Below are 16,525 nucleotides of genomic sequence, written 5' to 3' on the forward strand. Positions count from 1 at the left end.
AGCTAAGAGAGTAAGGAACGATAAATGCTTATATATCTCATGTTTTCATCCTTGAAATTATCCTGGAAAAACACGGCAATGTTCTCCTGCATAATTTGCAATAGCTCCTCGTTCATTTGTGAAAACTTTACTATACAATCAACTAACTGGGTGTTCTGTTGAGGATCAAAGACTAAACCTGTCTTATTGTTGATGACCATTTCCTGTGTACCACCAGTGTTGGAAGCTATCACGGGTCTGCCAAATGAGTAAGCTTCGACCAGTACTCTGGGAAAAGGTTCATGCCATATAGAACTGATAATTACAACATCTACCTTTTTGTAAAATTCCTTTGCATCATGTTTACCTAAGAAAATTATATTCTCATGGCCTGCCGCTATTTTCTTACATTGAGTAAGATATTCTTCAGGACCATCGCCTGCTATAAATAGCTTACTCTGAACAGAAGACGAGGCAATAAAAGCTTCAATAATCTGCTGCACTCCTTTTGTAGGGTGGAGCCTACCAATATAACCAAAAGTAGTATAAGCATTTTGGTGTATAGGAAGGTTTAAGATATCTACCTTGGAGGAGGTGTAAACAATTTCTTTTTGAGCGTTTGGAAAGTATTGGTAGGAGGTATGTATATCAATCATAAATTGACTGACTCCCACCACCACATCTACATACTTGCTCAATTGCTTTTTAGGATAAGTAATCAGTTTACAGTCCTTACATTGTTGTGGGCAATTACTTCCATTTCTGAACATAGTGGCTTTAGGGCATAACCACGTATAGCTATTCAGCGTAACGGCTACGGGTATGCCTAACTTCTTTGCTACTTTACAGGCATAAGGGGAAAAATCTTCAACATTTCGGATATGCAAAATATCCGGTTGTTCTCTCTCCAGAATCTTGAGTAGGGGGGAAGCAACTTTAGGGTTGTAGGCTTCAATCATGTGCCATACCAGCTTTTGATATGCAGGCTTGTGCATGGACTCAAATGACCAGTAAATATTTGGATGCTTAATCCTAAACACTCGTACCCCATCAATGTCCTCTTGTCTTTCTTCTTGGTAAGCTGTTATTACAAATACCTCTAGATTATGACTTAGCAAGCCTTCAGCAAGGCGCTTTACAGAGTACTCCCCTCCTCCTTTGTAATAGGGGTGGTATGAGGATGAGAGTAATGCAATTTTCATAATAATGTTTATGTATTTTCAATAAGGTGCTCCCACCGATTCATGATCTTTGTGAGAGCGAATTGTTCAGAAATTTCCAGGGCATTTTCTCCTAACTTTTTTCTTAAGGCTGCGGATTCCATTAACAGTTTCAATGCATTTCGTAGAGCTATCTCATCATTTACCTTTACTAATAAACCATTCACCTCATGCTCAATGATTTCTTCCGGACCAAACTGGCATCGCGTAGCTATACATGGTAAGCCAGTAGCCATTGCTTCACAAAGTGCATTGGGGAAGCCTTCAAAACGAGAAGAGAGCACAAAAATTGAAGCTTTTTTCAGTATATGGTGTGGGTTTTGTTTTCTACCTACTAGCCTTACTTGCTTCATAACTCCTTCCTGCTCGCTTAGTGACTCCAAATGAGAGCGTTCATCTCCTTCTCCAATGATGACAAGCGACCATGCTTTATGTATTTTTCCGAGAGGAGCGAAAGCTTTAATAAGGATATCATAACCTTTTTGCCATTTAAGTCTACCTATACTAACAATGGTATGTGTGAGATGCTCCTGCTCTTTATGTTGTATCTTATCAGGAGGAGAAAGTACTGGATTGGGAATGATTCTAATTTTGCTTTGCAGATGATTTGGAAAGGAGTGAGCAATTTGATTGGTCTGCAGCACAAGCTGATCACAAAACCTGTATAGAAAATGATTGATTTTTTTTAACAGAGGATTAGTTTCATTCAAATAAGGGTTATTCCGCTCAGATACAATTACCTTAGCTTGTATGAAAGGACGAACGGTCAGTGCTAAAAGAATAGTAATATCTAAAAATGCAATTAGCACATTGGGCTTAATCCTACTAATTTCTTGGCGAATAGCATTCCATTGCTTGAAGAATAAAAGGAGTTTCTGAAAACCCTTATCTTTTTTAAGAAAGTTAAGTTGAATTAGCTCTACACCTTTTTCCAAGGGATAGAAAGGAGGTTCTTTCGGATGATTTAAGGTAATAATTGTAACATGATAATTTTTTCTTGCCCAAAAGTTAGCCATGTTGGACATTACGTGCTCGGCTCCTCCTGCCACTAAGCTTGGAACAAGGAAGCATATTTTCATGGGTTGATGATGGCTTTAATACTTCTGGCTTCCTTTTTAGAAACAAGACTAACAATATACATTCCGGGTTCCAAACCTGTAGTATCCCAACCTATTTCATATTTACCTTCATATAAAAAGCCTTTTACTAACTCCGCGACTTCTTTTCCATCTTCATCAAAAACTTTTAGTGAGACTTTAGCAGGCTTATCAATGGTAAACTCCATGGTAGAAGTGGCTGTATCTTCAAGAGGATTAGGGTAAAGTTTATCTATACCAAAAACCAAATTAGAATAATAATTACTGTATTCTGGGGACTCAGAAGATAACAGAGAGATGTTTGCGTTAGTATTCTCACTATTCCCCACCGGGTTAGTTTTATTCAAATACTCCTCAATATTAACATAGCCATCATCATCATTATCTGAAAAGCTATCATCCTCAAATTTGTTGAGCCCAAAACTTTCTTCCCAGTGATCAGGCATGCCATCCCCATCGCTATCTATAAAAGGTATTCCTTCTCTTAGGATAGGCCATTCTAGTAAATGATCCTTAGAGTTTACTAAACTTCCTTTACGGTTTTCCAGATCATATACAATCTTACGGTCTACCGCATCTCTGATAGGTAATATTGCGCCTGCATTATTTTGTACGAACGAGTAGGCCTCTAAAGCCGAATATGTAGTGACCTTAGGGTGAGCCGCCTCCTCTTGTAGCCTCATTTGATTATTAGGTATCCTATTGTCCAAATCTCTGACGAGCACCCAGTTGTTGAAGGAAGGAGATTTTTGGTTAATTCCGATATTTCCTTCAATAAACAATTTGGGAGTAGAAGCTGTATCTCTTAGTAAAATATTTGAACGGGTATTGGTGTATGGTCCTTTTACAATATAATTGTTGACAAGATTAATATACTGCTTGTTAGTTCCACTTAAATCAATGGCTTTACCGCCTGGGTTATAGATAATGTTGTTCCTAAAATCAACTTTTGACTGCCCATTAATGTGTGGATTACGATCATTATTATGGGCAAACAAATTATGATGAATTGATATGTTTGTTGACTTTCCTCCGATAAGCATTCCCATCCCATGATCACCTTTAGGGTGCTTACTTCTATGAAGGGCTTCACTAATAATGCAGTTCTGGATAGTTATATCGTGAGGTGCACCCCAAATACCAACATTTTCGTCTACTGCCCAACTGATAGAACAATGATCTAAAACCACATTGTAGACTTCGTCAGCACTACCCCCGATAGATATGCCATCTACACTACTCCACTGATTAGGTTCTCCAAAATTTATATCTCCTGGACGAATTCTCAGAAATCGTATGACAATATCATGAGAGTTTATTTGTAAACCTTCTCCTCTTATGCAAATTCCTTCACCGGGAGATGTTTGACCGGCAATAGTTACAAATGGATTGCTTATAGTTAATTTGGTATCTAAATTGATAATACCAGATATGGTGAAGACGATTATTCTAGGCTCATCTAATTCGATAGCTTCTCTTAAACTCCCTGGCCCATTATCATTTAAATTAGTAACTTTAATTACCCTTCCCTCTCGTCCACCTATGGTATTGGTACCAAAGCCTTCAGCGCCAGGGAAGGCTGGTATTTGAGAATAACAAATATTGCAACATAGGATGATAAACAGTAAAGTGAGGGGTAATTTTTGCAGCATCATTAGAAGATAGTTGTTATTCTTGTGGAGTCAAATATAAAAACATTATACTTCGTATGAAGTAGAAATCACTTCTCATTAGCACTTTCTTTAATTTTATGCCTGAATAATACAAATTATAGATATAAATAGAAGAAGTATTAATATATGAGACTAATTTTTAAGCAATACCTATATGTATCATATAAGCAGTGTGTTTCTTAAAAGAAAAATATTTGAAATTAGAAGTTGGAGGATAAAGATGATTTTAAAAAAAATTAAATCTTTTCTTGCTATTGACAAGAAAGGATTCATAGGAGATGTAATAGTTTTCCATAACTATAAAGCAGCATATTTTGCTATTCCTAAAGTAGCAAATTCAAGTTTTAAGGCCATGTCAGTGGATCTACTAGCTGATAGCATAGATAACGAATATTTAGACTCTCAATGGAAGCCTTACCCGTTTAGAAATGCTAATGGACGAAAGTACTTAGCAAAGCAGAGGATATTGGTAAATGAATTGAATGAGGTAGAAAGTAGTTATTGGAAGTTTGCTTTTGTAAGAGATCCCTGGGATCGTTTAGCTTCATGTTTCAGCGAAAAGATTAATAAAAAAGATGCTAATGGAAAGCCAGTAACCAGTAAAAACCACATAGATGGTGTATCTAGAGCTTATATAAAAAAGTATGGCAAGAGAGTTTATAAAGATATGCCCTTTCACGAATTTGTAGATTTAGTGTGTGATCTTCCAGATAAGGAAGCAGATGAACATTTTATCTCTCAAAATAAATTTTTAACAAATGAGGAGGGAAAAGTCGTAGTAGATTATGTAGGTAAATTGGAAAATCTAGAATATGACTTTAACTATATTAAACAAAAGTGTAAGTTTCCTGATCACATTCACATGCCTCACTTGTTAAAATCAAGTAAAGGAATGTATGATAAATATTATGATGATGCATTGCGGGTGAAAGTGAGAGAACGTTATAAAAACGACATTGAGATGTTTGACTATTAGTGTTAATTAGATCACTATAAGTTTGTTTTGAGGTAATGATAAGCTGTTTTCCATTTATAGTCTCAGCAAAAATTTTGGTAAAAGTAGTTGATGAATTTTTTTGATTATGCCTGCTACAATGCGAGAATGTCTTATCAGTGGCATATTTCTTAACCAAATGAAAGACTTTCCTATTAAGTAAGAACTTTGACTTATCATGCCTTTTTGTAGCGCCTCTTTCCAAAGATCATTTGCTTTTTCTATACATCCAATTGAGTGATAATTCCAACTGATATTGAGGTAATGGGCTGCAACCATTCTTTGCCTTAAGGGACTTAGCATTTGCTTTTTCTGCAAAAGTTTATACAACTTCTGGTTTGCCAAGACTTTAGAGTCTAATTTGACTGAGGAGATGTTGTTACTGATTCTTTCATGACTATTGGAAACTCTGAGGTATCCATCGACCAAACTTTTATCATAAAAAATTTTAAATTTTTCTCCTTTAATAATTGCCCTTATATGTAAATCTCTATCCTGCATACAGGCTAATTCTTCATCAAATCCACCTATCTTAAGTACAGCCTCTTTTTTCCAAATTGGGCTCATAGTGATCCAGTAAGATTTTAATAAAAAACTGGTGAGATAATCTTCATGAAACCTTCTGAAAAATATATCCTGCCTGTCCCCTATTTTATTTTCAAAGTATTGAATAGGGAAAACCAGAAAGTCATAGTGGCTATTTTGCTCAAAAATTTTTGTTCGTTGCTCCAGACAATGAGGAGCTAACAAATCATCCGAGTCCAAAAAAAGAATATATGTTCCTGTAGCGTTTTCCAGCGCTATATTGCGGCAGGTGGAAGCTCCCTTAGGAAGCCTTTCTCTTTGCCACACCTTTATTCGGGGATTTATACTGGCCTGATATTGTAAATAAGCAAAGGAGTCATCAGTAGACCCATCGTCTACAATCAATAATTCCCAATGCTTATAAGACTGGGCAATAACTGATTGGACGGTTTCTTCAATCAGTTTTCTCCGATTGAACGATGGTATAATAATAGATACTTTAGGCAGCTGCTTCATATTCTTTTAAGAAAACAATATCTAGCGAGAAAAGTATGCAGTTAAATACCCTTTTATTCTTCCCAGCCCTGCCTGTGTATCTCCCAGCCCTTTAGCAATATTACGCTTTGAAAAGGATAATAAATTGAAAGGAAACATCACTAAGGCCTTTAACAAAAATTTAACTAATTCAGTAGGGAATCTTTTTTTCCCATGTTCTTCAACAAAAGATAATCCTCTACCGAATCCATCTTGAAACCTCCTTTTCAGGAACCATTGAAAAGAACTTTTTTCTTTGGGGACATGATGTGTAACCAGAGCATTTTCCACAAATACAGCTTTAAATCCTGCATGCAACATTCTTTCCTGCATATTCCATTCTTGCCCAGTACGTTTGGGTTTGGTCCCTGGCCCCAGATTCTCATTAAACAAACCTAACGCCTGAATATCACCAGCGTAGGCAGCCCAGTTGAAACCCAAAAAACGTGGTCTTAGCGTGTAGTCATTGTTTGACTTGCTTGGTTCCCATCCCCGCGCAGAGGGGGGAAGTATAGGGGTAAGCCAAGTAGGAGGAGGCTTTTCGTACAGTACTTTTGTCTCTCCTCCAAAAAAATAACGTCTTCCTAGTGCCTCTCTTTTTTTTTCATAAGAAACTAGTGTCTGTTCTTCCAAAAAGGCATCATCATCTGTAAAAAAGATAAAATCTTCAGGATTACAGAGCTGAGTAATACCAAAGTTGAGTGCTGCACTTTTATTGCCCCTAGGAAAAAACAGATAATGTGTATTGAGCGCGTTTTTATATTTCCTGCTTACAGCTTCAGCATCAAACTTTTGTCCATTTTCAACAACTATGGTAGATTTATATGTGTCAGGTTTAATGCTCTTCTGAATAGAAGAAAGGGTTTGATCCAAGAGTGTTTTTTCTCCTGACACAGCAATTAGAATTTGCATGGGAGACGACATATAATCTATGTTAGGTAAGCAGTAGGCTGTGTCATACAGTATGCTCTACTTTTTGCAATAGCTCTTCTTTGAGATATAATTTTTTTCAGAATTTTTAATTTCACCTTAAACATTCTGAAGTTCAATTTTAGTAAAAATGATAATGCAAAGTACATTTCTTCTTTCACTACTAAAAAATAGACAGACTTATAAGGTATAGTGATGTCTTTCAAAAGCTTCAAGCGATCAATATATTGCTTTTCATAAGACTCTTTCATATCGGGCTGCTTAGTATATCCCTCTCTATCATGTACAATAAAAGTTCTGGGACTAAAACCTGCTTTAAAACCATGATATCTGGCTCTAATGATAAAATCATTGTCTTCTCCATAATGTGGAAACAGGGGGTCAAACCCTCCTACTTTTTGTATGCATTTCCTGGAAACCAACCAGGCAGCTGCATTAATGAAACCGAGCTCATATATATCAGCTAGTTCTCTCTTTGAAAGTAATAAGTCAGATATTAGTTCATTGTTTTCTGAACGACAGATGTAATGGCTGAATTTGTTGTCTAGTCTGACTCTTTTTTTATTGAGATGAACAGGGCTTAATATTCCGAATTGAGTATAATGAGTTTGTAATTTAGCTAAAACAGATACAGTATCATCATCTATCCAGGCATCCTGGTTCAGAAGTAGAGCAAAATCATAACTTTTTTCCAGCACTCTTTTCAATCCGATATTATTTGCTTTACCAAAACCAAGATTTACATTACTCTGGATAAGTTCAAACTGGGGAAAATGTTTTTCTATGTATTCAGGAGTACCATCAGTAGATAGATTATCGATAACCAGTACATCCAAAGGGATGGTACTATTGTTTAGGCTTCCCAAACATTCTGGCATCCAATGTTTGCCGTTGTAAGTAATAATGATAGCTAAGACTTTCATTTTTAGTTAATTATTCCAGATCGTATTGAAGTCTTCATGATTTAAGCATAAGCTTTTGTAAGGCTCTTTTGGTATAATATCTTATGCCTTTCTTTTTTGGGGGGTTGATAGGGTATTTTAACAACATAGGCCAATTTTTTCTAACGACTTTGGTCAATAACTTATTATTATCCCCTTTTTTCCGATATTTGGGTGCTACACCTAACATTATTTCTATTAACTCTCGGTGATTGAATGGTGAAAATGCTTCCTGTACAATATCCCATTCTAATTGACTTTGTGCTTGCCAACTACCCATTTTATGTTCCCAATAGAACAAGTCTAATATGTAAATGTTAGTATCCTTTACTGCTTGCATGGCATTCAAAAACCAGTCATTTAAATTTGACTTTATAAAATCTAACTCTTGCCATCCGGAGATTAACTCAAGGATCTGTTCAACTTGATTAATAGGTGGTTGTAGTCCTTTAGGGTCGTAAAAATTACGAGATATTTCGGCACAGTTCCCCTTAATACATATTTTATTTTGTGGATATGCCAGAGACATGCCGTATGCTATTTTACACCAGTCTTCGTGGGCAAAAGATACATTATTAAAATATATCTGGCTGAATGCTGGGGCGACCCTTTTATTACAGTCAATTAAGTGATGGGTTACTCCTAAAGCGTCTAGCATTTTTCTCGGAATATGAATATCAGGAGAAGTTTCATTAAGAGTTCTATATTGAAGAGTATAAAAGTAAAGCTTATCAAAGAACTCTTTGCTAGATGATAATAAAACTCTTGAATCCCAGCCTGCTGTTAGAGGAAGAGAAAGGTCTAACCTATGACTTCCGGCTTCAGATATTTTAACCAATAAATCAGCTGCTTTTGCGGAGCCTTCCTCTAGACTAATTTCTTTCACTGGGTGTTTTGGCCAATATCTTTGTTGTTTGCGATTTGTAACATGCAAATAATGGTTTGGAACTAATTGACGAATGTTTTCATAAGGAGAACAGTCAGTGGGAAGCCAATACTCAGTTTTATTCGCTTTATAGGGTGAATTTATAAAAGTTTCGTGTTTTTTTCCCTTTTCTAGAGGGATAGACTGTTCCAAGATTGCGGAGCTGGAACCACAATAAAATCTGGAATTATGATAAGAGTAGAAAACAGATCGCATTCCGCAAGGATCATTGAAAATGAGTATTTCCCCAGAAATTTTCATTATCAATACAAAACGTCCTGTAAGGAAATAAAGCTGTTCTGCAATATCATTTACTTCACTAATTTGGTCTAGAAAATCTGTTATTACCTCGGCGTTGGATTTTTTAGGCTTATAAGGGTTTAATATAAAGCCGATTAACGCCAATTGAATATTACCTTTGGTTATAATATTTACCTCAAGCTCAGCGTGAGTGTATATATTAAATTCATCAAATTTTTTACATGGCCAACCTTGTAATTGCAGACATTCTTCCTGGGTCATTAAAAATTGTCTTCGGAACCTGAGTCTCTCGAAATCGTTAGCCAACATTCGGTATTAAAAGGGTTTAGTTAAAAAATTAATATGCCAATTTAACTATCGGCAATATTTCTAAGAATCTTATAGATATTGTCTATATATATTTCTCTATTAAAGTGCCCTTTGGCATATCGCCATCCGTTAATTCCAAGTTGAACACCCCAACTTGGCTTTTTGAGTAAGAGCTCCATTGTATTGGCAAGCTCAAGTTCATTCCCTGAATATAATAAGCCTGTTGATTTATGTTGAATAAGTTCTTGAGTACCAGAGAATTTATTTTTTTTCCCAATAACAGGAATCCCAGTAGTCATAGCTTCTACTGTTACTCTGCCAAAAGCCTCATGTATTGAACACATGAGACATGCATCACTTTGAAAATATACAGAGTAGGGAGTACTGGTTCTACCAATTATGTCTATGTATTTTTCTATTCCTAGATCATTGACTAATTTTGCCAAGCGCGTTTGATTCCCCGAACCTGCTACTATTAATCTGACTTTCCAACCTCTTTCGATCAGGATGCTTATAGCCTTAATGGCTTCGTGTTGTCCTTTTTGAGGAATTATCCTTCCTACAATGCAAAATGTAAACTCCCCATCCTTCCGTTTTGTGAAAGAACTTTTTTGCATTTTGAAACGATCAAATTCTTCAGAAGAAGCCACGCCATTATATACTACATGACAATTGGAGTTGCTTAAAAATTTTTGATAGTAATCTTGGATAGCTTTTGATATAAAAATAATCGCTCCCGATTTTTTTGCTACCCTCCGCATAATGCCCTTTCCCCAGTCTAAAACTAGTGCTTGGTCTAGCTTTTGAAACTCTCTTATATGCCATACATGAGGCTTTCTCACAATGTAAGCAGCGATTGCACCTACAGGGGTAACAGAACTGTTAGTATAAATTATATCTGCTTGCCATTCCTTGATCTGTGCAATGATTTGAGGAATTGCAATAAAGTTCTGAATAGCTTTATGGAGGCGGTTATGGGGAAAATTTTTGATAATGCTTTTTATCTCAATCCATAAATTTGGTATTTCTTTATGTACCCATAACACATAAGGAATCACTTTATACTTGATATTTCTTTTCTGAAGTTCTTTGATGAGGGGGCCTGCATACGGGATGATTACATAGCATTTTATGTTTCTGTCCTTGAAACCATCAATCAAATCCAGAAGTGATCTTGGGGCACCATAGGCACCAGCATCATGACAAATAAAAGCAATTGTCATAGCGTTGGGTTTGCTGTTTGTTCAATTACGCTGGCTAGTTTAGCTATTTGTTTCTTTAGCTCATAGTTTTGGCTAATATGCTTTCTCCCTTCTCCCCCCATCCGCATGGCAAGCTCAGGTGTTTCTGCTAATTGAACCATAAATTCGGCCATTTGGCTAAAATCATATTCATCTACCAGAAAACCAGTTTTATTGTGAACTACAGCCTCAGCTATCCCTGCATGGAATGTGCTAATGATAGGTAGTCCACTCGCACTGGCTTCTAATACGCTCAAGGGGGTTCCTTCCTTTTCTCCCGTTTCAGGAGTAACAGAGTGCATTACAAATGCACGTGCTCCTCTTATAGTTTGCTGGACTTCTTCCTGATTACACACGCCTTTAAATTCAATATTCTTGCTGATGCCTAGTGCATAGGCTAATTCTTTGCAGGCCATCAGTAATGGACCAGTACCTATCATAATCAAGCGGGCGTATGGAACTCTTTTTAAAACTTTTTCAAATGCTAAAATAGTCAGATGTGGAGCTTTTTTATCTACAAATCTTCCGACCGATACAAAAACTGGAGGAGCATTTAGAGGATCAGCACTACTGAAGAAGGATGTATCAATACCATAGGGTATCAGATGTAATTGTTTATCTGTAAAACCATATTCTTTAAGTTGTTTGTGCATACTTACAGAGACACAAATTACGGCGTGAGCATGCTTTAACAATCCCTGATAACTTTGGTATCTTTCTTTGTAGGTATGGGCATGAGCATCATCACCATGAAAATGTACAATAAGTGGTATGTTTGCTTTTATACAAGCGTTTTGTACATGGGCCCCCACAGGGCCAAATTCAGCTAGAACTACCTGTATTTTATTTTGCTTTAAATATTGAGGAAGGTATTTAGATATATACTTTTCATTGGTGGCAGAAGCATTAGCAAAAAATTTTGTTCGTATTTTATAAAGTAATAAGTTAGAAAGAGGTCTATCTGTATTCCATTCGTAAAGCACAGGCAAGTGACCATTGTAGAGCGTTTTCTTCCAAAAGGGTAACTTGTCTATATGGTTGCGGATGAATGTTTCAGAATAAACTTTTTTGTTGGTAGTTATGATGCATAACTTAGTAGAGGACATAAAAATTTATTTTTTATAGGCAGTGCCAAAAATACCTGTGATCATAGGTCCTTTGAAAAAGTCTGGATTGGAGTTATCATGTTTATATAAATATTTTAAAATAGGTAAAGCAATTTTCCTCAATATTCTTCTTTTCCGAGGATGCATAGGAGAGCGTTTTACCCATAAACCAATCATTTGCCCTAAGCTGGCATTCCATCCACCTAATGATTTTATCTCAATATCTGTAAATCCGTTCTTTTTTAAAATTCTTTCCATTGAGAAAGGAGTATATCGGTATTCATCATAAGGAGGTTCATGTAGAGGCCAAAGAAATGGAGTAGTGAAAAAAAATACACCTCCTGTTTTCAAAACTCGATAAACTTCTTTTAAAAAAATATCAGGCTCAGGAACATGTTCTAATACTTCTGTGGCAAAAGCGCAATCAAAGCTATCGTCTTCAAAGGGCATCTTTTTTCCATCCCAACGGTAATCTGGCTGTACATGTGCGTCATAGACTTTAGCCTCCTCAATATCTAACCCTATATATTCTTTGATATCCGAGTTTTCCAGCAAGAAGCTTTTATAGGGCATTTTACCACATCCTGTATCCAACATAATTCCACTAAAATGCTTCAAACTGCTTTTAATAGACTTTAATATTGAGAGTCTTTGATAATAAAGGCTGATATTATCTTTCAAAGAAACATTTATAAAACCATCCTGATTACTCATATGAATGATGCTAATTGTTATTTCTGAACTTTAAGCAAGAGGGCCATTCCGTCAGCTTTCTGCCAATTTCTTTTTCTATATTAATGATATCTAGTTCCAGCATTTTCCAGATAACTTCTTCGATTTCGTAAGTCGCCTCAGTTTGTATTTCCTTTGCTTTGTATATCCTTGTGTATAAAAAATTGATTGCTCTTTTTAAATAAGGGCTTTTTATCTTTCTAAGATGCCTGTTAAGCGTAATGTCTATTTCTTGTTTTGCTTTATTACTATGAACCTCTTGATACGATTTGAATTCGTTGTCCAATTTCAAAAAATCAGATAGTTCAAGTAATACTTTATCCTTTTCTTGCAGAAACTTTTCAAAGGTAATAAGTAAAACCTGCTTTCTGCCAAATAAATTGATATAGGGGCTAATTTGCGTGTAATAACGAGTACGGTTAATATAGGCTGGGTCTTGGATTATTGCTTTATTCAGCGGCAGTCTCGTATAACCACGCATGTAACTATGGATATAGTGAGAAATGACCCTGGCCACAGGGTCTCGCATGATATATATAATTTTCATTTGAGGATTAAAATCATAGATGTCATGCCATACTTTTTTGTTAAACTCAGGGTACATAGTATAGCCAGTAGAAGCATCACCAACAATCTGTCCTTCCTGTATGCCTGGGAAAAGACTCTTGTATTTTGTTAATTCTTCGCGCCAATTAGGAGATTCACTAAAGAATTGGGGTTCTTTTAATGAGCAAAATCCTACCTTAGGATGGCTTTTAAGTATGTTAGCCAGAGAAGTGGTACCACTCTTCATAGCCCCTACTATCATAAAGTCCACAAAAGGTTTCTGATTCTTCATCTTAAAAAAAATACTTTTAATTTCATTCAGATTATACCATGCATATGCAAGTCTGGTATTATCATATTATTTGGTTCTTCTGGTCCTTCAGGAAGCTATAATTTTTTCAGCTTGCCTAACAGTCTTTTTTGACGCTGCCTTAGGTCAAATATTATAGTTCTATTCTTAAATTTATGACTTATCAATGTCCTTCTTACCTAAAAGTTTTCGTAGAGGATAAAATAATTTTGAAAGAATTTTATGTTCAATAGAGCCCAATAGTCTTTCATGCCTCCTAAGACACTTTTCTTTTTCCCAGAACAAACTGATAGGATCAGGAAAGTTTTCTAAGTATAATTGAGTATGATTAAGAAATATTTGCTTCCTTAATGCTCTGAATTTTTCTTCATTCATAGAACGAGCCATAGAGTTTTGTCTAATTCTGTAAAAAAAGCAGACTTCAGGTATTTTATATACTTTCCTGCCTAACCCAATAACAGAAAGCCAAAAATCCCAGTCTTCTCCTCCATAGACCATATTGGAATTATAACCCCCTACTTTTTCCCAATCACTCTTCTTAAACAATCCACTACAGAGAATGATATTTTTGCTCAGCATAACTTCTAGTGAATACTCAGGATCTTGCCTGAGGTCATCTCTAGCACCAAAATATTTCGTTTGACAGTGAATTATACCAAGAGTAGGATCACCCTCTATTTTTTCAATAGCCTTCTCACAGTAAAAGGGAGCAATTTTATCATCTGCATCCAGGGGTAAAATATATTTACCCTTTGCATTGCTGATACCTACATTACGTGCTTCAGCTAAGCCATTATTTTTTGTAGTAATAACCCTGGTTTTAGGTTTACTATAGTTTCTAAGAAGATCGTTAGTAAACTTATCTGATGACCCATCATTTACAATAATTATTTCAATATCGTCATAGGTCTGTGCTAATGCAGAATTTACAGAGTCTTCTAAGAAGATACCTTGATTATAGCAAGGGATGACTATGGAAACTAAACTAGGCATAACTAGATATAAGCAACTTAGTGGTTAACTTTAACATATTGATGAAGCCGTGCCGATTCGGATAAGGAGATCTCCAAATGCAGAACACAATATCAAGCGAAGGTTTTTGTAAATTTTTTATCGCACTAAGCCATAATTTATACGTAAACTCATATAATTTACCACTATGGTACCTCAAGCTTTTAGTATTGGCTTTCAACAGGCGCTTTAAAAAATTTACATACGAAACAAATTCTTTTGTACTGATATTATGTGTATTAAAAATTACTTTTTCGTGAATAAGGATTTCCTTATTTGAAACATCAGCCAGCACTTTCTGTAAAATTTGTTTCTTTATTTTAGATTCATTTTTTAGTTGTTCTTTCTCTTTTTTAACACTCACTTGATTTGTATGTAGTCTGTATTTCACCAGGACTTTAGGAATATTATACGCTTTTGTATGTTCTACGATTCTAGACCATAAATCATAATCCTGAGAAGAAGTAAAGTTTTCGTTATATATTAATTTATGTTTGTTCAATAGGCTTGCTCTTATCATGATAGTAGAATGTCCAAAAGGGTTTCTTCGCAACATTCCCAGCATAATTTCTTCATGTGTTATGGGTTTTTTTATTACTCGCCCATCAATAATCTGATACCAGCTTCCGCATAGCCCAATATCTGCATGTTTTTCCATTAAACTAATCTGTTCTTCAATCCTGGTATGCTCACTGATGTCATCCGCATCCATTCTAGCGATATACTTACCTTTAGCCAGCTTTAGTCCCTTGTTGAGAGAGGCTGTAAGCCCAATATTAGATTGATTCTGATATAGTTGAATTCTTGAGTCATTATATGAATTAATAACATTTACACTCTCATCAGTTGAAGCATCATCAATAATTAAAAACTCAAAATCCGAAAAGCTTTGATGCAGAATAGAAGTAATTGCATCTCGCAAATAAGGCAATCCGTTATATACGGACATAATGACTGTAATAAGTGGCTGCGGCTGATTCATCTTTTTATTAATTCTCGTACCCGCTTTGCCTTATTCCGTAAGCGTTTATTAAAATTATGAGCATTATGCTGCAAATGTAGTTGCTGGCTTACTACCCACTCATTAATTTTTTGTGTTAAGCCTAAGATTTTTTGCTCTTTATCCCAAGGACTATGCCATCCCATAGAAAGCCCTTTACTAAAGTTAAGAGAAAGTTCAGCCAGAGATTTCTCATCTGTAAGTATTTCTGCGATGAGTGCAATAGTATGGACTCTAAACCAAGTGGCAAACATGGTTGAAGCATTAGGAGGAGCAATAGTATCTTGAATTCCCATATGACTTTGAGGAGCATTTCTCTTATAGGGGAAACCTCCGTCTGGGTTTTGTAAACTTAAAATGTGTTTTAGGTTCTTACGAAGTGCATTTCGGATATGAGGTCTTTTATAATTATTTATCTTGTAAAGATTTACTAATATATCTACTGCATCTACATCCTCACATGCTCCCCCTCCCCCTGAAGGGGAAAATCCACCGTCAACATGCTGTAAAGCTAATACCGTATCTACCAATTGTTTTGGATACTGAATGGGATGCCTTTCATAATAATATACTAAAAGTTGATGATACCCCCCACACATTGCATGAAAAGGGGAGCAATACCCATTAGTTCCCCATAAGCCTGTGGAGGGGTCTATTTCTCGATCAAGCCATTCAAACCATAAATCCAAAGCGGCTTGTGCTTGTGGCAGTTTTTCTTCATCTCTTAGATAAACTAAGGTTTGACCTACAAATAATATGTTATTTCCCTCAAGCCATGCCTTTTTCCACTCTCTGTCGTTTAACCATTTTTGCAAATACGGCAAATTGCAAAACTTATGGACCGCTTTGATAGAGTAATGAGGTTTTACTCCAAATTGTTGAAGTACTGGTAATACGGTACATAGTAAGTGGAGAGATATATGTTCGACGTCATGTATTCTGCTTTCAAAGTATTCTTTTGAAAATTCTGGCCCTTCAAATAGACCTGAGTCAGGGTTTTGGCATGACAAAATAAATTTCTCCACATCAGGATCAAGCTTAATAGAGTCATCTAAATAATATTGGGTAAGTAACCCATAACAGGTTCCATATAAGGTAACTCTTCCTCCGGGCACTGAAGCAAAGCCAGCCGGGGTTTTTGAATATAAGTTGCTAACAAATTTTTCAGGATTGTATTTCATGTATTCACCT

At 35.9% G+C, this 16,525-nt stretch carries 15 protein-coding genes; 1 reads left to right on the forward strand and 14 read right to left on the reverse strand.

Annotated elements, in window-relative coordinates:
- Positions 1-2: 2 nt before the first annotated feature.
- Genes OKW21_RS30715 through OKW21_RS30725 form a run of 3 tightly spaced genes read right to left on the reverse strand, consistent with a single transcriptional unit; the run spans position 3 to position 3,951 of the window.
- Entirely contained in the window at positions 3-1,181 is a 1,179-nt protein-coding gene (locus OKW21_RS30715; RefSeq protein WP_277487265.1) for a glycosyltransferase family 4 protein, read from the reverse strand.
- A gap of 8 nt (positions 1,182-1,189) precedes the next feature.
- A complete protein-coding gene (locus tag OKW21_RS30720; RefSeq protein ID WP_277487268.1) occupies positions 1,190-2,278 on the reverse strand; it encodes a glycosyltransferase family 4 protein in 1,089 nt (362 codons plus the stop codon).
- Positions 2,275-3,951 (reverse strand): T9SS type A sorting domain-containing protein, encoded by a 1,677-nt coding sequence (locus OKW21_RS30725; RefSeq protein ID WP_277487270.1) that lies wholly within the window; start codon positions 3,949-3,951, stop codon positions 2,275-2,277. Before OKW21_RS30725 ends, OKW21_RS30720 begins: the two co-directional genes overlap by 4 nt.
- A gap of 172 nt (positions 3,952-4,123) precedes the next feature.
- Between OKW21_RS30725 and OKW21_RS30730 the strand changes: the two genes are divergently transcribed.
- Complete coding sequence (locus OKW21_RS30730) at positions 4,124-4,945, forward strand: sulfotransferase family 2 domain-containing protein (RefSeq protein WP_277487271.1); 822 nt, start codon at positions 4,124-4,126, stop codon at positions 4,943-4,945.
- A 54-nt stretch (positions 4,946-4,999) separates the two neighbouring features.
- On the opposite strand, the gene OKW21_RS30735 is transcribed toward OKW21_RS30730, so the two are convergent.
- From OKW21_RS30735 to OKW21_RS30785, 11 genes are all read right to left on the reverse strand, one after another.
- A complete protein-coding gene (locus OKW21_RS30735) occupies positions 5,000-6,004 on the reverse strand; it encodes a glycosyltransferase family 2 protein (protein WP_277487272.1) in 1,005 nt (334 codons plus the stop codon).
- 21 nt (positions 6,005-6,025) lie between these two features.
- Positions 6,026-6,934, reverse strand: coding sequence for a glycosyltransferase family 2 protein (locus OKW21_RS30740; protein ID WP_277487273.1), 909 nt, complete (start codon positions 6,932-6,934; stop codon positions 6,026-6,028).
- A gap of 17 nt (positions 6,935-6,951) precedes the next feature.
- Positions 6,952-7,875 carry a glycosyltransferase family 2 protein gene (locus OKW21_RS30745; protein ID WP_277487275.1) on the reverse strand — a complete coding sequence of 308 codons (924 nt, stop codon included), beginning with the start codon at positions 7,873-7,875 and terminating at the stop codon, positions 6,952-6,954.
- 34 nt (positions 7,876-7,909) lie between these two features.
- Complete coding sequence (locus OKW21_RS30750) at positions 7,910-9,340, reverse strand: hypothetical protein (protein ID WP_277487276.1); 1,431 nt, start codon at positions 9,338-9,340, stop codon at positions 7,910-7,912.
- A gap of 89 nt (positions 9,341-9,429) precedes the next feature.
- Complete coding sequence (locus OKW21_RS30755) at positions 9,430-10,611, reverse strand: glycosyltransferase (RefSeq protein WP_277487278.1); 1,182 nt, start codon at positions 10,609-10,611, stop codon at positions 9,430-9,432.
- Entirely contained in the window at positions 10,608-11,735 is a 1,128-nt protein-coding gene (locus tag OKW21_RS30760; protein ID WP_277487279.1) for a glycosyltransferase, read from the reverse strand. Before OKW21_RS30760 ends, OKW21_RS30755 begins: the two co-directional genes overlap by 4 nt.
- 6 nt (positions 11,736-11,741) lie before the next feature.
- Positions 11,742-12,449 carry a class I SAM-dependent methyltransferase gene (locus tag OKW21_RS30765; protein ID WP_277487281.1) on the reverse strand — a complete coding sequence of 236 codons (708 nt, stop codon included), beginning with the start codon at positions 12,447-12,449 and terminating at the stop codon, positions 11,742-11,744.
- 10 nt (positions 12,450-12,459) lie between these two features.
- A complete protein-coding gene (locus OKW21_RS30770) occupies positions 12,460-13,305 on the reverse strand; it encodes a sulfotransferase family protein (RefSeq protein WP_277487283.1) in 846 nt (281 codons plus the stop codon).
- A 171-nt stretch (positions 13,306-13,476) separates the two neighbouring features.
- Positions 13,477-14,316, reverse strand: a complete 840-nt coding sequence (locus tag OKW21_RS30775; RefSeq protein ID WP_277487285.1) for a glycosyltransferase family 2 protein — start codon at positions 14,314-14,316, stop codon at positions 13,477-13,479.
- Entirely contained in the window at positions 14,309-15,316 is a 1,008-nt protein-coding gene (locus OKW21_RS30780) for a glycosyltransferase family 2 protein (RefSeq protein ID WP_277487287.1), read from the reverse strand. The genes OKW21_RS30775 and OKW21_RS30780 overlap by 8 nt, the downstream gene beginning before the upstream one ends.
- Positions 15,313-16,515 carry a prenyltransferase/squalene oxidase repeat-containing protein gene (locus OKW21_RS30785; RefSeq protein WP_277487289.1) on the reverse strand — a complete coding sequence of 401 codons (1,203 nt, stop codon included), beginning with the start codon at positions 16,513-16,515 and terminating at the stop codon, positions 15,313-15,315. Before OKW21_RS30785 ends, OKW21_RS30780 begins: the two co-directional genes overlap by 4 nt.
- Positions 16,516-16,525: the final 10 nt, after the last annotated feature.

Source organism: Catalinimonas alkaloidigena (assembly GCF_029504655.1).
Classification (GTDB): Bacteria; Bacteroidota; Bacteroidia; order Cytophagales; family Cyclobacteriaceae; genus Catalinimonas; species Catalinimonas alkaloidigena.

Excerpts from the sequence above, each read along its gene's own strand:
- OKW21_RS30760 (WP_277487279.1), bottom strand. The coding sequence starts at position 11,735 with ATGTCCTCTACTAAGTTATGCATCATAACTACCAACAAAAAAGTTTAT.
- OKW21_RS30715 (WP_277487265.1), bottom strand. The coding sequence starts at position 1,181 with ATGAAAATTGCATTACTCTCATCCTCATACCACCCCTATTACAAAGGA.
- OKW21_RS30775 (WP_277487285.1), bottom strand. The coding sequence starts at position 14,316 with ATGCCTAGTTTAGTTTCCATAGTCATCCCTTGCTATAATCAAGGTATC.
- OKW21_RS30780 (WP_277487287.1), bottom strand. The coding sequence starts at position 15,316 with ATGAATCAGCCGCAGCCACTTATTACAGTCATTATGTCCGTATATAAC.
- OKW21_RS30745 (WP_277487275.1), bottom strand. The coding sequence starts at position 7,875 with ATGAAAGTCTTAGCTATCATTATTACTTACAACGGCAAACATTGGATG.
- OKW21_RS30785 (WP_277487289.1), bottom strand. The coding sequence starts at position 16,515 with ATGAAATACAATCCTGAAAAATTTGTTAGCAACTTATATTCAAAAACC.
- OKW21_RS30740 (WP_277487273.1), bottom strand. The coding sequence starts at position 6,934 with ATGCAAATTCTAATTGCTGTGTCAGGAGAAAAAACACTCTTGGATCAA.
- OKW21_RS30770 (WP_277487283.1), bottom strand. The coding sequence starts at position 13,305 with ATGAAGAATCAGAAACCTTTTGTGGACTTTATGATAGTAGGGGCTATG.
- OKW21_RS30730 (WP_277487271.1), top strand. The coding sequence starts at position 4,124 with ATGTATCATATAAGCAGTGTGTTTCTTAAAAGAAAAATATTTGAAATT.
- OKW21_RS30765 (WP_277487281.1), bottom strand. The coding sequence starts at position 12,449 with ATGAGTAATCAGGATGGTTTTATAAATGTTTCTTTGAAAGATAATATC.
- OKW21_RS30755 (WP_277487278.1), bottom strand. The coding sequence starts at position 10,611 with ATGACAATTGCTTTTATTTGTCATGATGCTGGTGCCTATGGTGCCCCA.
- OKW21_RS30735 (WP_277487272.1), bottom strand. The coding sequence starts at position 6,004 with ATGAAGCAGCTGCCTAAAGTATCTATTATTATACCATCGTTCAATCGG.
- OKW21_RS30720 (WP_277487268.1), bottom strand. The coding sequence starts at position 2,278 with ATGAAAATATGCTTCCTTGTTCCAAGCTTAGTGGCAGGAGGAGCCGAG.
- OKW21_RS30725 (WP_277487270.1), bottom strand. The coding sequence starts at position 3,951 with ATGATGCTGCAAAAATTACCCCTCACTTTACTGTTTATCATCCTATGT.
- OKW21_RS30750 (WP_277487276.1), bottom strand. The coding sequence starts at position 9,340 with ATGACCCAGGAAGAATGTCTGCAATTACAAGGTTGGCCATGTAAAAAA.